Source organism: Bacillus sp. J33, assembly GCF_000518885.1.
Taxonomy (GTDB): domain Bacteria; phylum Bacillota; class Bacilli; order Bacillales; family Cytobacillaceae; genus Cytobacillus.
In genome coordinates this window covers 18,034-34,874 of the sequence record NZ_JAEL01000058.1, presented here as the reverse complement: position 1 = coordinate 34,874, position 16,841 = coordinate 18,034, and the positions used below count along the sequence as shown (strand labels likewise).

The 16,841-nt window shown below is 43.3% G+C and carries 18 protein-coding genes; 16 read left to right on the top strand and 2 right to left on the bottom strand.

Features of this window, described 5'->3' with window-relative positions:
* Positions 1–301 precede the first annotated feature (301 nt).
* Positions 302–742, top strand: coding sequence for a hypothetical protein (locus tag L634_RS0116600; protein ID WP_026583412.1), 441 nt, complete (start codon positions 302–304; stop codon positions 740–742).
* Positions 743–770: 28 nt separating this feature from the next.
* Here L634_RS0116600 and L634_RS0116595 read toward each other — a convergent pair whose 3' ends face one another.
* Together L634_RS0116595 and L634_RS0116590 are read right to left on the bottom strand one after the other, a co-directional pair.
* Complete coding sequence (locus L634_RS0116595) at positions 771–1,733, bottom strand: DMT family transporter (RefSeq protein ID WP_026583411.1); 963 nt, start codon at positions 1,731–1,733, stop codon at positions 771–773.
* Between the two features lie 11 nt (positions 1,734–1,744).
* Positions 1,745–2,404 carry a GntR family transcriptional regulator gene (locus L634_RS0116590; protein WP_026583410.1) on the bottom strand — a complete coding sequence of 220 codons (660 nt, stop codon included), beginning with the start codon at positions 2,402–2,404 and terminating at the stop codon, positions 1,745–1,747.
* A 215-nt stretch (positions 2,405–2,619) separates the two neighbouring features.
* On the opposite strand from L634_RS0116590, the gene prfA reads away from it, so the two are divergent.
* From prfA to upp, 15 genes are all read left to right on the top strand, one after another.
* Complete coding sequence (gene prfA / locus L634_RS0116585) at positions 2,620–3,693, top strand: peptide chain release factor 1 (RefSeq protein WP_026583409.1); 1,074 nt, start codon at positions 2,620–2,622, stop codon at positions 3,691–3,693.
* A gap of 7 nt (positions 3,694–3,700) precedes the next feature.
* Complete coding sequence (gene prmC, locus L634_RS0116580) at positions 3,701–4,555, top strand: peptide chain release factor N(5)-glutamine methyltransferase (protein WP_026583408.1); 855 nt, start codon at positions 3,701–3,703, stop codon at positions 4,553–4,555.
* Positions 4,556–4,860: 305 nt separating this feature from the next.
* Positions 4,861–5,550 carry a stage II sporulation protein R gene (gene spoIIR, locus L634_RS0116575; protein ID WP_026583407.1) on the top strand — a complete coding sequence of 230 codons (690 nt, stop codon included), beginning with the start codon at positions 4,861–4,863 and terminating at the stop codon, positions 5,548–5,550.
* Between the two features lie 357 nt (positions 5,551–5,907).
* Positions 5,908–6,288 (top strand): KGG domain-containing protein, encoded by a 381-nt coding sequence (locus L634_RS0116570; RefSeq protein ID WP_026583406.1) that lies wholly within the window; start codon positions 5,908–5,910, stop codon positions 6,286–6,288.
* Positions 6,289–6,466: 178 nt separating this feature from the next.
* Positions 6,467–6,913 (top strand): GNAT family N-acetyltransferase, encoded by a 447-nt coding sequence (locus L634_RS0116565; protein ID WP_026583405.1) that lies wholly within the window; start codon positions 6,467–6,469, stop codon positions 6,911–6,913.
* 176 nt (positions 6,914–7,089) lie between these two features.
* Positions 7,090–8,133 (top strand): L-threonylcarbamoyladenylate synthase, encoded by a 1,044-nt coding sequence (locus L634_RS0116560; RefSeq protein WP_026583404.1) that lies wholly within the window; start codon positions 7,090–7,092, stop codon positions 8,131–8,133.
* A 386-nt stretch (positions 8,134–8,519) separates the two neighbouring features.
* Positions 8,520–9,071, top strand: a complete 552-nt coding sequence (locus L634_RS0116555; protein ID WP_026583403.1) for a manganese efflux pump MntP — start codon at positions 8,520–8,522, stop codon at positions 9,069–9,071.
* 223 nt (positions 9,072–9,294) lie between these two features.
* Entirely contained in the window at positions 9,295–9,744 is a 450-nt protein-coding gene (locus L634_RS0116550; protein WP_026583402.1) for a low molecular weight protein arginine phosphatase, read from the top strand.
* Positions 9,745–9,759: 15 nt separating this feature from the next.
* Entirely contained in the window at positions 9,760–11,055 is a 1,296-nt protein-coding gene (locus L634_RS0116545) for a methyl-accepting chemotaxis protein (RefSeq protein ID WP_026583401.1), read from the top strand.
* 119 nt (positions 11,056–11,174) lie between these two features.
* Complete coding sequence (gene rpiB / locus L634_RS0116540) at positions 11,175–11,615, top strand: ribose 5-phosphate isomerase B (protein ID WP_026583400.1); 441 nt, start codon at positions 11,175–11,177, stop codon at positions 11,613–11,615.
* A 38-nt stretch (positions 11,616–11,653) separates the two neighbouring features.
* Positions 11,654–12,217: a TIGR01440 family protein gene (locus tag L634_RS0116535; protein WP_026583399.1), complete on the top strand. Its 564-nt coding sequence runs from the start codon at positions 11,654–11,656 to the stop codon at positions 12,215–12,217.
* A gap of 166 nt (positions 12,218–12,383) precedes the next feature.
* Positions 12,384–12,917, top strand: coding sequence for a sigma-70 family RNA polymerase sigma factor (locus L634_RS0116525; RefSeq protein WP_026583398.1), 534 nt, complete (start codon positions 12,384–12,386; stop codon positions 12,915–12,917).
* Entirely contained in the window at positions 12,910–13,905 is a 996-nt protein-coding gene (locus L634_RS0116520; protein ID WP_026583397.1) for an anti-sigma factor, read from the top strand. The genes L634_RS0116525 and L634_RS0116520 overlap by 8 nt, the downstream gene beginning before the upstream one ends.
* 221 nt (positions 13,906–14,126) lie before the next feature.
* The gene (gene glyA, locus L634_RS0116515) at positions 14,127–15,368 is read left to right on the top strand and encodes a serine hydroxymethyltransferase (RefSeq protein WP_026583396.1); all 1,242 of its coding nucleotides are present in this window, start codon (positions 14,127–14,129) and stop codon (positions 15,366–15,368) included.
* Positions 15,369–15,759: 391 nt separating this feature from the next.
* Positions 15,760–16,389 (top strand): uracil phosphoribosyltransferase, encoded by a 630-nt coding sequence (gene upp, locus L634_RS0116510; protein WP_026583395.1) that lies wholly within the window; start codon positions 15,760–15,762, stop codon positions 16,387–16,389.
* Positions 16,390–16,841: the final 452 nt, after the last annotated feature.

Below are 16,841 nucleotides of genomic sequence, written 5' to 3'. Positions count from 1 at the left end.
TCGGAAAAAAGGTCTTCATGAAGTCTTCATAACGCCCGAAAAAGGGAAAAAAGGTCTTCATAAAGTCTACATAACGCCCGAAAATGGGATAGGATCGGAAAAAACGTCCTCATGAAGTCTTCATAACGCCCAAAAAAGAGAGAGCCTCGGAAAAAAGGTCTTCATGAAGAGGTCATGACACCCGAAAAAAGGAGAGTCTCCAAAATAACGCCATAATAAAGTGTCGTACCGCCAATTTCCCTTAATTTGGTTCGCACATTCCTCCTTATAGCGGACATGCTATAAAAAGGAGGTGCTAGCAATGAAAAAACTTAGTGTTTTCCTTCTTATGCTCGTATTTATGGCTGGCTGCGCCCAAAATCAAGGGACAGAGAATCTCTACAGCCAAGAGACCAGGGATGGCACATCATTTATAAACAATGATCTGGACCGCACAGAAGACAATGATACGCTGGATCGTACATTCAGCGGCGACCAGAACCCTAACTTTATTAATTTTGATGGCAAACGTCTGGACAACCAGGATGATATCAACCAAGCCCGCAGAGTGATTGATGCTAACGAAGGCTATCGCCCTGGTGCGATTTGGGTAAATGGCGAGGATATGTGGGTAACGGCTTATCGAAAAGGCATGATGACCCATGAGGAAAAAATGGATGCTGAAGCTCAATTGCATAGATTGCTTATAAAAGCCCTGCCTCGTTACCATATTGAGGTTAAAGTCCAGGAAGACCGTACGTAAAATGCCCTGCTTTATACAGGGCATTTTTTTACGCAGCTTTTCTTTTTAAAATGACTTTATTGGATGTGACATAACTGTGAAGCACCATTCCGGCAATTACGAGAGCCATACCGGTTAAAGAGATTCCAGAAGGCAGCGGGCTAGACAGGAGAACCACTTCACCGGCTGCTGCAAAAAGAACCTCGAGAGATTGAGTGGCTTCTACTGCACCTAATTTTTGCATATTGCCCCGAACGAGATCAGTTGCAGCAAAAAATAGCACTGTAGCAAAGACGCCGGAAAAAAGGGCAACTAAACCGGATTGAACGACTTGGCCTGAGCTTGGCACTCCGCTTGCAGCTAGAGCAATAAAGGAAAGAATCAGCCAGAAGGGAAGGCTTGCAATGGTCATCCCCAGTACGCGCTGGTAGGCATCAAGGCGATTTTCACAGACATCCATCATTTTGCGGTTGCCTAATGGATAGGCGAAAGACGCTATAATTAATGGAATCACTACCAGCAGGGTATCGCGCCAGGAGATGGAAGAGGCGTGTTCCCATTGCATAACTGCAATCCCGAGCAAAATAATTATGCTCATCATTAACCCGCGAAAAGGAATTTTTCCTCTAATCCTAACGGTGCCATTTCCTGAATGATAAGAAACGAAAAATAGCGGAGCCAGCAGAGAACCGGATATAATAGTTATTTGCCAGGTTCCGGCAATCAGCCAACCAGGCCCATAGGCAGCGGCAAAGCATAAAGGCGCATAAAATAAACCAAAGCCAACAAAGCTCCATAATAGCCATTGGGATGGAGCTTTTTTCATTTCTGCAAAGAGAGGCCGCAAATTCCCTCTAAAAGCCACAATGGCTGCGAGGAGGGGAATCATGAAAAAATAGCGCAGTGAAGCGCTCCAAAGCCAGCTGCCGCCATCCATTTCCATGGCACGGTTCAATACAAACGTAAATGCAAAGAAGAATGCCGAGAACACCCCTAAAACAATTGCTTTCATTCGAGATCACCTCAGTTTCCTTTCCTTGTTAAAAGCTCACCAAGGCTCAGCCAGTTTTCCTCTACAAGCCTGGATGCTAAATCCTGATTTTTTTGCCTTGTGACTTGAATAATCCTTGTATGCTGTTCAACAGACTTATGGCCATTTAAAGATCCGAATTGGGCTATTTCCAGACGCTGAATTTTTGGCATGATCCTTTCTAAAGCTGAGATAATCTCTGGATTATTTGCGGCCTGAAGATAGATCTGGTGGAAATCTTCATCGGCATTAATGGCGCCGATAATGTCTTGCTGTTTCAGGGCAAGTTCCAGCTTTTTATTGGCTAATTCCAGCAAGCCGAGGTCTTTTTCTTTTAATTGGGGAACTGCGAGCTTGGCACCTAAGGCCTGCAAAGCAGCTACTACCGTAAAAGCGTGTTTAGCCTCCTTTTCATTTAATGGTGAAACACGGGTGGAAGAGCCTGGAGTTGACTCCACAAGCCCTTCATCCTCCAGGCGCTTTAAAGCTTCCCTGACCGGCGTCCGGCTGACACCAAAATCTTCAGCAAGCTCCTTGTCATGAAGGCGTGCACCTGGTTCAAAATCAAGCTGTACAATTTTTTTCTTGAGTGTTTCATAAACTTCTTCTCTGAGGGACAAACGTTTAATGGGTGTAATGTTTTTATTTTTCATAAAACCAATATATCGGATATCGCAACAGAGAGCAATGATTTTTCTGAAAATTTAAGTCTTCATCAACTCTTACCCTGAATGACAATTGGTTTTGACTGCAACTATCACCTATACTATAATTAGAATGTTATGGAGTTTGAGATGTAAGTAATTTTAAATATATCCCGCTGGCCAGACGCCTGCGGTTATTGGATAAAAAATTGAGGTGAATGGCTGTGTTTGATCGTCTTCAATCTGTAGAGGACCGTTATGAAAGGTTAAATGAGCTTTTGAGCGATCCGGAAATTGTTAATGATCCAAAAAAGCTGCGTGAATATTCCAAGGAACAGTCTGACATTCAGGAAACTGTGGACACATACCGCGAATATAAAGAAGTGAAAGAGCAATACCAGGATGCGCGTGCGATGCTGGAAGAAAAGCTTGATGCCGAAATGCGCGAAATGGTAAAGGAAGAGTTGGAAGAGCTTGAGGAACGTAAAGAGAACCTTGAAGCACGCCTGAAGATCCTTCTTATTCCTAAAGACCCTAATGATGACAAAAACGTTATTATGGAAATCCGCGGTGCTGCCGGCGGTGACGAAGCTGCTTTATTTGCTGGGGACTTATACCGCATGTACAGCCGCTATGCCGAGGCGCAGGGCTGGAAGATCGACGTGATTGAAGCCAGCTCAACTGGAGTTGGCGGATATAAGGAAATAATCTTTATGATCAACGGAAATGGCGCTTATTCAAAACTTAAGTTCGAAAACGGCGCACACCGGGTACAGCGTGTCCCGGAAACAGAATCCGGCGGACGCATTCACACTTCAACTGCAACGGTTGCCGTTCTTCCTGAAGCAGAAGAAGTGGAAATCGAAATTCATGAAAAAGATATCCGTGTTGATACATTCGCATCAAGCGGACCGGGCGGACAGAGCGTTAACACCACTATGTCAGCCGTACGTTTAACGCACTTGCCGACAGGTACAGTTGTATCCTGCCAGGACGAAAAATCACAGATCAAGAATAAGGAAAAAGCGATGAAGGTACTTCGCGCGCGCGTGTACGATAAATTCCAGCAGGAAGCACAGGCGGAATATGATCAGCAGCGAAAATCTGCGGTAGGTACAGGGGACCGTTCTGAACGAATCCGCACATACAACTTCCCGCAAAACCGCGTAACAGATCACCGCATTGGCTTAACAATCCAAAAGCTTGATCAAATTCTTCAAGGCAAGCTTGATGAAGTTATTGATGCCCTGATTGTTGAAGAGCAATCGGCAAAACTGGACAGTGCATCCAATGAGTAATCCAGCCATAAAAGTCTATGAAGCCCTCAACTGGGCTTCTTCTTTTTTAAAAAAGGCGGATCGTGATGAAAATGCCGGCGAGTTATTATTGCAGCACTTTATGCAGATGGATAGAGCCAGTTTTTTGGCCCATTTGCGGGAAGATGTGCAGCCCGGGATCCTTGAGGCTTTTCAGAAGGCTGTACATGCCCACGCAGCAGGGCAGCCTGTGCAGTATATTATCGGATTTGAGGAGTTTTATGGGCGAACGTTCAAAGTAAATGAGGATGTGCTGATTCCCAGGCCTGAAACAGAAGAGCTGGTATATAACGCCTTGCAAAGAATACCAAAACTATTTGGCAATGCAGATGGACTAAAAATGGCGGATATCGGCACCGGCAGCGGAGCTATTGCAGTCACTATGAAACTTGAAATGCCGGAATTGCATGTAACCGCTACAGATATATATGGTCCGACACTGGAACTGGCAAAGAAAAATGCAGTGCAGAATGGAGCGGAAATTGAATTCTTGCAGGGAGACCTTCTCCAGCCGCTTATGGCCCAGAAAAAGAAATTTGATATTATCTTATCAAATCCCCCTTATATACCAGAAAGGGACGCTGAGTGGATGTCTGATGTCGTCACCAAACATGAACCGCACCGTGCCTTATTTGCTGGCGAAGACGGATTGGATCTATACAGGCGCTTTATGGAGGAGCTGCCGGCGGTCCTCAAGCAGCGGGCTTTAATCGGCTTTGAAGTAGGAGCCGGCCAAAGCGAAGCTGTATCAGGTCTTTTACAGGATCATTTTCCGGAAGCCAGGGCAGAAACCGTATATGACATCAACGGCAAAGACCGGATGGTGTTTGCAGAACTGAGGTAAAAGACAGCCCAGGAGCGGCTTCAGGCTATCGACAAAGTCGATGGCCTTTTTTTATAATGATTACCCTATCCATTTTTCTTTGGGTAAACGCCAAAATATTCATTAGGATCAAAGTCTGCATTTGTGAGGAAATTTTCTCTGAGACTGGCATGCGATATGCAAGGGTATCTGGGCACCACTCCAATCCTGTCATTTTTTATAGGTTGTTAGATAAGCAAAAGTTAGAGAAATTTTTTTGATTTTACTAGTTTAAGAATCTGGCATCCTGTCCACACTGAGGATAGTGAAGGGATGGTGTCGGAGAGATGAAAACAAAAACGATTGTGAAATTATATGTGCTTATTTTATCCTTAGGAACCATTTTAAGTTTATATATACCCAAGACAGAAGTGACGGCAGATGAGCCGATGGTGATTCCAAATGAAGCAATCAGGCTTCGAATTCTTGCTAACAGCGATAATGGGGAAGACCAGGAACTTAAGAGAAAAGTAAGAGACGCTGTCAACGAAGAAATTACAGAATGGGTTGAGGAGCTTACATCTATAGAAGATGCCCGTGATTTAATCAAGTCAAGATTGCCTGAGATTCAAAAGATTGCCGAAGAAGTAGTTGCAGAAGAAGGATCTGACCAGAAGGTAAATACGGACTTTGGAAAAGTAAGTTTTCCTACCAAGTTATATGGCCAGTTTTTATATCCTGCCGGCGAATATGAAGCCATTTTAATTACATTGGGAGAAGGCAAAGGAGCGAACTGGTGGTGTGTGTTATTCCCGCCCCTATGCTTTCTTGATTTTTCAAATGGAGTGGCTGTAAGTGAAGGCTTTGAAGAGGGAGACAAAAAGGGAGAGGTAAAAGCGGAGGAAAAGGTCGCTGCCGGCAAAGAAACAAAAAAAGAATCCAAGGAAGAGACACCCCCTGTATATGCAGAAGAGGATGAAAAACCAGTTGAGGTTAAATTCTTTTTAGTAGAAATATGGGAGAAGATCTTCGGATAAAGTCTTGCTGGCGCAAGGCTTTTATTTTTTTGCTGTGTTAAAAAGAACGGTATTGATTTGAGCGTAAGATGCTAATCCAGCGAAAATGCTAGCGCGTATCCTTCTTGCTGTGAAGATAGCGTCCTGCGGGAGTAATTTCCCCAAAGGGAGATCCAGCAGACGCGGAACGTCAAGGCGCGTTGGAAGGCAGCGGTAAGCTTAAACAGAGTCTAGTTTTTAGAATCATTTTAGAATCTGGAAAACAAATTACAATTGAGACAAGCGTTTAACATCTTCTTTTCATGCGTTTGATTCTATTAAAAACGGATATTTAAAGTAATGTAACAACAAAACATAAACAAAAGGAGATGAAAGATAATGGCTAAAAACAACAATAATAACAACGATAAAATGTCTCGTGAGGAAAGAGGCCGCATGGGCGGAGAAGCAACAAGCCGCAGCCATGATAAAGAGTTTTATCAGGAAATTGGTTCAAAAGGCGGCGAAGCGACAGCAGAAAACCATGATAAGGACTTCTATCAGGAAATAGGACAAAAAGGCGGCGAAGCGACAGCAGAAAGCCATGATAAGGACTTCTATCAGGAGATTGGCCGTAAAGGCGGAGAGGCAACAGCAGAAAGCCACGATAAGGAATTCTATCAGGAAATTGGACGCAAAGGCGGAGAAGCAACCAGTGAAAATCATGACCGCGATTTCTATGAGGAAATCGGGCGTAAAGGCGGCAACTCGAACGACTAAGTATTTCTTACAAAAATTCAATAGGATTTTAGCAAAAACACGGCAGCGAATTAACAGTAGCTGCCGTGTTTTTGTTTTAGCTTTAACGATGAATTCTTTCTAATCTAGCATTATTCTTGTTCTACTTTTTCTATTTTTTCATATTCATAGAATAACAAAAACAAAATGGGGTGAAGAAATGGAAACAGGCGCAGTACGATGTGCACGATTAGAAGATGCTGATAGGCTTACAGCTTTTTTGGAAGCAGCGAATTTAAGCACGGAAGGAATTAAGGAAGCAATTGAATATTTTTTAATTATGGAAAATGATTCGGGGGATATTAAAGCTACCCTGGGAATTGAGCCCCATGGAGAAGTTGGTCTGTTAAGGTCGCTGGTCATGTCAGCATCCGCATCTGAAAAGGATTTATTTATTCTATTTGAGCAGATTTTAATCCTGGCAAGGGATCGCAATATAAAGTCTTTATATTTGGCTTCGAATAAAAGAAATTCTCTGGAATTTTTCCATTTGCTTGGGTTCAGGCAGGAGGAAACAGAACAGCTGCCAGAAGTATTGTTTGAATCAGAACATGTTAAACACATTCTGACTGTGGATAACTCTTTCTTTTTGAAATTATCCATGTGAATTGTGGGTATGTTGCCAAAGTTATACACAAAATAGCATTATTTATACACAATTTGTGGATAAAACTTGAGTTATCCAGCTTCTTCTACTATACTTTCCAAAGGAATGTTCAAAAAAATGTCGAAAACATAGGAATTTTGACAGCTACAAAACATTTTTTATGAAGGTGGATAACAATGAATACACAAAGATGGTCGGTGGATAACAATGTGGATAAAGAGGAAAGTTACCCACAACTTTCACAGGCTGCCGATCTTTTAAAAAATAATGAAGTAGTTGCTTTTCCAACTGAGACGGTATACGGATTGGGCGGAAATGCTGAAAACGATGATGCAGTCAAGAAAATATTTGAAGCAAAAGGACGTCCAAGTGATAATCCTTTGATTATTCACATTGCAGATAAAAGCCAGCTGGATGCCTTTGTGAAGGAAGTTCCGAAAAAAGCGAAGGCCTTAATGGATAAATTTTGGCCTGGCCCGCTGACACTTATTTTTAATATGAAGGAAGGCGTTTTGTCGAATTATGCGACTGCAGGGTTATCCACAGTCGCAGTCCGAATGCCGGATCATCCTGTAGCGCTTTCTCTGCTGGAAAAAACGAACCTTCCGATAGCAGCTCCGAGTGCTAATCGGTCTGGGAGGCCGAGTCCCACAACAGCTGATCATGTTTGGGAAGACTTGAATGGGCGGATTGCGGGGCTGGTGGACGGAGGCCCTACAGGAGTTGGTGTAGAATCAACTGTATTGGATTGCACAGATGAGTTACCCGTTATTCTGAGACCAGGCGGAATTACGAAGGAGCAGCTTGAAGGAGAAATTGGCAAGGTCAGTGTCGATCCTGCTCTGGCTGATGAAGGCCAAGCTCCGAAATCTCCCGGAATGAAGTATCGCCACTATGCCCCGGACGCTCCTCTCTATTTAGTAGACGGGCCAAAAGAAGAGATCCAGCGATTAGTGGATGAGAAAAAGCAGGAAGGGCTTTCTGTTGGCGTTTTGACAACCGCTGAAAATGAATGGTTTTACCGTGCTGATTATATATTCGCATGCGGACGCCGGGAACAGCTTGATACAGTTGCAAGCTCATTATATGAAGCGTTAAGGCATTTCAATAATACTGATGCTGATATTATTTTCAGCGAAATGTTCCCAAATGAAGGTGTAGGCCAAGCCATCATGAACCGGCTGATGAAAGCAGCAGGGCACCGGGTCATCAGTAAATAAATATAGGAAAAAGCCGTTTGTGTGAGAACGGCTTTTTTGCGTTGTGCCGGGAAAAACCTATGATAACGGGAAGTTGTGCATAAAAAGTAGAGAGAAACGCATAAAACCGGAAAGTTGTACAATAAGGTTTAAAAGTGGTGCATAAAATGGAAAAGTTGTGCGATAAATGTGAACAGTGACGCATAGTAGTGGAAAGGTGATCCCTCGAGCATAAAAAGTGATATCAAAAAAGAAGTGAAACTTACATAAAGCAGAATATATTTTTTTAAATGGCCATAGAAACCGCTAAAAAAGCATCAAAAATTTACCCAGCCCAAAATAGAATGTCATTCTAAAACCATTTGGACGTGCATATGCTGAAATAGCAAGTCCAAGGGGGCGTAAAAATGTCAGCAATGATCGGAGAAATATTGACACTAGCCTTAATGGCATTCGCGTTGGGGATGGATGCCTTTTCGGTGGGCCTGGGCATGGGGATGTACAGACTAGGCCTTAGGCAGATTTTTAAAATTGGAATCACAATTGGACTATTTCATGTATGGATGCCCTTATTAGGAATGATTGCAGGCAGATTCCTTTCAAATACATTTGGAGCCATTGCCGGCTATGTTGGCGGAGGATTGCTCCTTTTATTAGGTGTACAGATGATTTGGTCAAGCTTCAGGGAAGATGAAGAAAGTTTAATTACACCAGCAGGATTAGGGCTGCTGTTATTTGCTTTAAGCGTAAGCCTTGATAGTTTTTCCGTGGGGCTCAGCCTTGGAATTTATGGTGCCAAAACAGTAGCAGTCCTGACCTTCTTCGGAATTGGAGCAACCATCCTAACATGGGCAGGTCTGCTCACGGGGAGAAAAATACAGGGATGGATGGGCTTCTACAGCGAAGCTCTAGGCGGTGCTATTCTGCTTGCTTTCGGAGTCAAGCTGCTGTTTTTATAGCCTGGCATCAGTCACTTCCCGAAATATAGTACAGACAGTCCTGCTCTTGTTTAAATGTTAATATTTTGTGAAAAATGAAAAGGGTGAAGGCACCCTTTTTCTTTTTTGCCCCGGGATTATAGGTTAAATGGGTAATTTAGCTTATAATGTAAGAAAAGTGCAGGATGTTTATTTTAATAAAGGTTTGGGGTTTAAAACCGATATAAATAAGGAGGACCACTCTGTGACGAATGTGTTATTTGTTTGTACAGGAAATACGTGCAGAAGCCCGATGGCTGAAGCTATTTTAAGAAGCAAGGCTTTGCCGGGTGTTGAAGTAAAGTCTGCTGGTGTATTTGCAGCTGAAGGGAGCAATGCTTCTGCAAACACAATAAAGGTGCTAGAAGAACAGGGGATTTCGCTGGAGCATAAGTCATCCGGCCTGACAGAGTCTTTAGTGGATTGGGCGACTTATATTTTAACTATGACAGCTGGACATAAAGATACGGTTCTGGCTATGTTTTCTGCAGCTGCAGGCAAAACGTATACGCTGAAAGAATTTGCTGGCCAGACAGGAGCAGGTGATATTACCGACCCTTACGGGGGGCCAGTTGAAATTTATAGAAATACCTATGCAGATATGATAGAAGCCATTGATCAGATTGTGGACCGCTTAAAAACAGAGAAAAGTTAATTAGGGGGCACTATAATGGGGGAGAAAAAGGGATATAGATTTGGCTTGAGGAAAAAGCTTGTTTTATTTATCACTTCACTGGCCATTATTACATACACAACAAGTGCAATTTTTCTTTATGTATTATTTCCTGAAATCGAGAATTCGCTGCCTTTTGGAGAAGCTGTTTTTAGCAGCTTGACATTGAGTATGGGGGTTGTCTGGTCTGGGATCCTGGCTTTCTTTGCTGCCGGTTTTATTACTAAGCCTTTGCAGAAGCTTGAAAAAACCGCTTTAATGGCAGCGCAGGGGGATATCCGTGAAGATGCAGAGGTATCCAAATCAGATGATGAAATCCGCTCGCTTGGCATTGCGTTTAACTACATGCTTTCGAGTTTAAGAGAAATGGTTCAAAAAATAGATGAGAATTTTAAAGAGACAAATGAAAAAGTAAAAACCATCTCGGCAGAATCCTCCATTGCTGCGGAACAGGCTGACTCTATTGCTAGGACAATCAGCGAAATCTCATTGGGAGCAGACAATTCAGCCGTCTCGATCCAGTCCACTGCTGAATCAATGGAGGATGTAAGCCGAATTGCTGAAGAGGTGCAGGGTAAAGCAAGGGTTTCTGAAAAAGTTTCCGAGGAAATGGTTCAGGATTTAATGGAATCGAAAAAGGTTATTCATTCACTTATTTCAGGAATTGAGAAGCTGGCATATGATAATGAGGAATCTCTGCAGACGGTCAAGCGGCTTGAGGAAAATGCGGTGAAAGTGGAGCAGATTATCCAGCTTGTCGGGGATATTGCTGCACAGACAAATCTCCTTGCTTTAAATGCCTCAATAGAAGCTGCCCGTGCCGGTGACCATGGAAGAGGGTTTGCTGTGGTTGCGGAAGAAGTGCGGAAGCTGGCAGACGAAAGCGCGCGGGCGGTTCAGGGAATCTCGGAGCTGATTAAAAACATTCAGGAAGAAGTCCGCAATGTCGTGAAGCAAATTTCACTTCAGGTGGAAACGGCAAATAATGAAGTGAAAAAAGGAACGCAAACAAACAAAGTAATTGAAGAGATGGCAAAAACGGTTAATGAAATGGCGTCTGCAGTTTCTGCTATAGCGGGTCTGGTTGACAGCCAGATGCAGGGAATCCTGCATACTTCAACCCAGTCACAGGAGGTTGCGGCGATAGCAGAAGAAACGTCCGCAGGTGCCCAGGAGGTTGCCGCAGCAACGCAGCAGCAAACGGCTGTTATCGGCAATGTGGAAAAACTGGCAATGGAGCTGAACGAGCAAGCAGAAAAATTAAACGGCACCATCACAAAATTTAAAGTTTGATTTATAGGAAAAAGGGGCTTCCGAAGAGAGGCTCCCTTTCTTTATAATTTTCGGCTTTTATGTCAAAATAAGAAAAGGATTTGAATATTAAGCGCGCTTTTCAAACAGGAGGGTTTCAGATGAAAATTGCAATTGCATCAGACCATGGCGGACTTAATCTCCGTGAAGAGATCAAAAGCCTGATGGATGAAATGGGTATTGAATATGAAGACTTCGGCTGTGAATGTGAAACGTCTGTGGATTATCCGGACTACGCACTGCCGGTAGCTGAAAAAGTAGCCAAAGGCGAATTTGATAAAGGCATCCTCATTTGCGGAACTGGCATCGGCATGAGCATTTCTGCCAATAAAGTAAGGGGAATCCGCTGTGCTCTTGTGCATGATGTTTTCAGTGCCAAGGCAACACGTGAGCATAATGACAGCAATATTCTGGCAATGGGTGAACGAGTGATCGGCCCCGGATTGGCCCGTGAAATAGCTAAGGTATGGCTTTCAACAGAATTTGAAGGCGGCCGCCATGCAAATCGTGTAGGAAAAATTACGGCATACGAAACGAAATAAGCGTTACGATAAATCAGGCTTCCGAAAGGGTGAGCTTTTTGATTGAACAGTGGAAAACCGAGCTGGATACAATCATTAATGAATTTAGCAAACAGGTTCCTTTAAATGAACGCCAGATTCTTGTGGTGGGCTGCAGCACGAGTGAAGTGGCCGGCAAGCGGATTGGTACAGCCGGCACCGAGCAGGTGGCTGAAATGATTTTTGCACGGCTGGACAAGCTCCGTAAAAATACCGGTGTTGCCCTTGCTTTTCAATGCTGTGAACATTTGAACCGCGCACTGGTAGTCGAGATGGAAACAGCTGAAGCGAGGAATCTGGATGAAGTAACCGTCATCCCCCGCCGCACGGCCGGCGGTGCGATGGCAGCCTATGCATTTGAGCACTTCCGTAACCCTGTTATGGTGGAATTTATCAAGGCGGATGCCGGAATTGATATCGGAGACACGCTAATCGGCATGCACCTCAAGCATGTAGCTGTTCCGATCCGGACTTCACAAAAATCGGTCGGCAACGCCCACGTCACAATGGCCAAAACAAGGCCAAAACTAATTGGTGGCGAGAGAGCCATCTACGAACGAAAGCCGGAAAATGAATCATGTTAAATGGTCCTTCATATGAAGGGCTTTTTTTATTGGTGTTTACAGGCACCTATACCAGTTGGCCAAATTGGAACAGGCATCTGGTGCTTTTTTGTAAAAAGGGTGTAACATTTATCAGGTATTTACGTTTTATATATGCAAGTTCGGAAAGAAAAGGGGAGGGAGACTGTTGAAGGAGAACCGGCGGGAAAGGCTGGATGATTTATACCGGCATTATGCCAGGCCGCTTTATTACTATTTATATAAGATGTCCGGTTCCAAGGAAACGGCTGAGGATTTAACGCAGGAGACGTTTGTCAGGGCAACAGTTTCTCTCTCCTTTTATCAGCAGGAGGATGTGAGGGCCTGGCTCTTTAAAGTGGCCAGGAACGCCTATTTGGATGAATGGCGCAAGCGGCAGAGAAGAAAAAAGATTCCATTTGCCGACTATCTATTTTCCAGGGATGAAATGACGAGTCCTTACGGATTGCCGGAGGATGCTGCGTTACAGAAAGAGACGAAGGAAAATGTTGAGGATCTGCTGGGCTGCTTGCCGGAGCAATACCGATCCATATTATATTTAAGAGAATATGAGTCATTTAGTTATAACGAAATAGAAGAGGCGCTGGATTTATCAGAAAATCAGGTGAAGGTGAAACTGCATCGTGCACGGAAGAAGCTGGCTCAGCTGGCCGATGAGCAATGGAGGGAGAAACATGACTGATTGGAACAAAGACCGCGAAAAGAAAATCATGTCCAAGTACCGCTTTACGTTAACATTGAGAGTCTTAAGAGTTCTGGCTGCCTGCCTGCTGCTTTTCTGGGTCTATATGATGGCTGTAAATATCTTATCTGATGCTGCTCATAGCGAGAAAAAGCATGCATTCTACAGCAAGCTCGCACTTGATTGGAAACAGCCAAACCTGCATGATGATTTTGGCGGTTTTACAAAAAAAGAAGTAACTCCATTTTTGACACAGAAGATCTCATACCCGATAACACGGAAAGTAGGACGGGAATATCAGGCCGTTGGTGAAGTACAGCTTGAGAAAAGGCTGTTCAATACCTACTCAACCTTAAATATTCAGAGGTTTGAGCCGAATAAAGAAAGCATCTATCGTTTTTCCCTGCCTGAAAACCCGAATAGCGGGAGAAAACTTTCAGGCAATGGGAATCAAAATACTTGGTCCTCATTGTCCAAAATCCATGAAGGGACTGTGGCAGAGCTGGCGTTTTCTACAAAATCATTTATGAAGCCGGAAGACCTGCTTGAACTATTAAAGCCGTACGACCTGGAAGTTCTTTGGATGCCATTATATACTGGGGAATTGAAGGAATTCCAGACCGGCTATGGAAGCAGCGGAGACTCCATAGAACTAACGTCAATATATGGACTTACAGGTGCCAGAGAGACAGGCGATGATTATATGTCAGAGTCAAAATTGGCACTGACAGAGGAATATATGGATGAAAATAAAGAGCTTATGCTCAAGCAGATGGAAAACCTGTTAAAAAATGAATCACAAAGCTATTATGAAAATTTCCTGGGACTCGATCACCTTGAAGAACGCCATAAATATTTAAAAGAAAATGGCTTTAGCGTATACGGTGCTGTCGTAACTGGCCCGGTCAAGGAACTTCTAAAGCTTAAAGAAGAAGAGCAAATCCGCGGTCCTTATCTCGGTGAATTGGATTACTGGAACTGGAAATAACAAATTGTGACAGATGCCGCTGCGAATTTAGCGAACTGCTGTAGGTATCTGTCACTTTTTTAGAAAACATGCTAAAATGAAAAAGAATTTTCACAAAAGAACGATACATAGTAAAGCGTAAGCGGTTTTGGATTTGCGCTGGAGCTGGACAACAGTCCAAATCCAGAAGGCTAAACTTCTTACCTATTAAAAAAGTGTGTTGAGGAAAAGGGAGGATTCTTATGAAGCATTTAGCACAGCAGGACGAGCAAGTTTTCAAGTCAATCCAAGAAGAGTTGGACCGCCAGAGATCAAAGATTGAATTAATCGCTTCAGAAAACTTTGTCAGTGAAGCGGTTATGGAAGCACAAGGTTCCGTTTTAACGAATAAATATGCTGAGGGCTATCCAGGCCGCCGCTATTATGGCGGATGTGAGCATGTGGATGTAGTGGAAGATTTGGCCCGTGACCGTGCGAAGCAAATTTTCGGAGCTGAGCATGTGAACGTGCAGCCTCATTCAGGTGCTCAGGCGAACATGGCAGTTTATTTCACTGTATTAGAGCAAGGTGACACCGTGCTTGGCATGAATCTTTCACATGGCGGGCATTTGACACACGGGAGCCCTGTTAACTTCAGCGGTGTACAGTATAATTTCGTTGAGTATGGTGTGGATCAGGAAACACATCGCATCAACTATGATGATGTGCTTGAAAAAGCCCGCCAGTATAAGCCGAAATTAATTGTAGCGGGTGCAAGTGCTTATCCGCGCGAAATTGATTTCAAGCGATTCCGTGAAATTGCGGATGAAGTTGGCGCCATGCTGATGGTTGATATGGCTCACATTGCAGGCCTAGTGGCTGCGGGGCTTCATCAGAATCCGGTTCCGTTTGCGGACTTTGTTACAACCACTACCCATAAAACATTGCGCGGACCGCGCGGCGGCATGATTCTTTGTAAAGAAGAGTATGCAAAGAAAATTGATAAGTCCATTTTCCCTGGTATCCAGGGCGGTCCATTAATGCATGTCATTGCTGCAAAAGCTGTTGCTTTTGGCGAAGCGCTTCAGGAAGATTTCAAAACATATGCAGGAAATATCATTTCCAATGCCAAGAAGCTGGCTGAAGCATTGCAGGCTGAAGGAATTGACCTTGTTTCCGGCGGCACAGACAACCACTTGTTATTAGTTGACCTTCGTTCCCTTGGCTTAACAGGCAAGGTTGCGGAAAAGGTGCTTGATGAGGTCGGCATTACGGTCAACAAAAATACAATTCCTTTCGATCCAGAAAGCCCATTCGTAACAAGCGGCATCCGCATCGGTACTGCGGCCGTTACATCCCGCGGCTTCGGTGAGAAGGAGATGGAAGAAATCGCATCCATCATTGCTTATACATTAAAAAATCATGAAGATGAAGGGAAGCTTCAAGAAGCAGCCCAGCGTGTGGAAGCCTTAACAGGCAGCTTCACTTTATATCCTGAATATTAATCCATCAGCCGGTCTCAAATAAGGGCCGGCTTTTCCATGCAGACAAAGGATAATAGGAAACTGATTAAAAGGCTTTTTAATTTCAAATTAAGTGTATACTACTGAGTAGATTGGAGCGGAGTGCACTTGACTCCTGCTCAGAGGAGAGGGAGTAAGAGACCCCACAGGCGAAGCCGAGGAGTCTCATTCCTCCCCGCGGAAAGCAAGTGCCTTCAGCGGAAATCAACGGGTATCATTTATATACTAAAACAATTATCTTATTTGAATACAGCCAATAAAAATGACTTTTCCTTTACAAAAGCGAATCATAGTTGCCGATGGAATTGTTTTTCTGTAAAATTAGACGAAGTGTGGTTCGACTAATTCTGCATATTAAAAAGGAGAGATACCCATGGCAAAGGTTTACGTTTTTGACCATCCATTAATTCAGCATAAGCTTACATACATTCGTGAAAAAAGTACGGGAACAAAAGAATTCCGCGAGCTTGTAGATGAAGTGGCAACTCTGATGGCATTTGAAATTACTCGTGATATGCCTTTGGAGGAAATTGAAATAGAAACACCTGTTAGTACAATGAAATCCAATGTTTTAGCAGGAAAAAAAATAGGAATTATCCCAATCCTGCGTGCCGGAATTGGAATGGTTGACGGCATCCTGAAGCTGATCCCAGCTGCGAAAGTAGGACATATCGGCTTGTACCGTGACCCTGAAACATTGCAGCCGGTTGAATACTATGTAAAGCTTCCAAGCGACGTGGAAGAAAGGGACTTCATCGTAGTGGACCCAATGCTTGCTACTGGCGGTTCAGCAGTGGAAGCCATTCACTCCCTTAAAAAGCGCGGCGGCAAAAACATTAAATTCATGTGCTTGATTGCAGCTCCAGAAGGGGTAGAAGCAGTAAAGGAAGCGCATCCTGACGTTGACATCTATATTGCAGCATTAGACGAAAAATTGAACGAAAAAGGCTATATTGTACCTGGACTTGGTGATGCAGGAGACCGCTTGTTTGGTACAAAGTAAAAATATAAACAAAAGTCTTTAAAAAATTTACACTCATTAAAAAGTTTCTACACTCAGAGCTTTTTAATGAGTGTATTTTTTTGTACTCTGTTTTCGTAAAGGTTGTTGCTTTTTCAGGGCTAGCTATTGTTAATCAACAGGCAAAATTAATAAGTAAAAACAGCAATTTATGAGAAAAGAGCCTTTTTGTATTACGAATTAATTAAAATATGGAGTATTTCTTGCTGTTTTCTAAATAATTCAAAAGGGGAGGGGAGGAAACCACAAGGGAAAATATAATGGTTGATATGTTGGTGGTTAGTTGGTCGAAGCTCTAAAAGGAATCGTTTAAACAATTTAATCGTTTTTAAGTTAAAAGACTCTTTTCCGGCAGAGCTGGAAAAGTTATGATAGAGTATATAAGAAAAGGACTTGAATTAAACAAAGATATTTTTTAGTGGTCAGTATGTTGG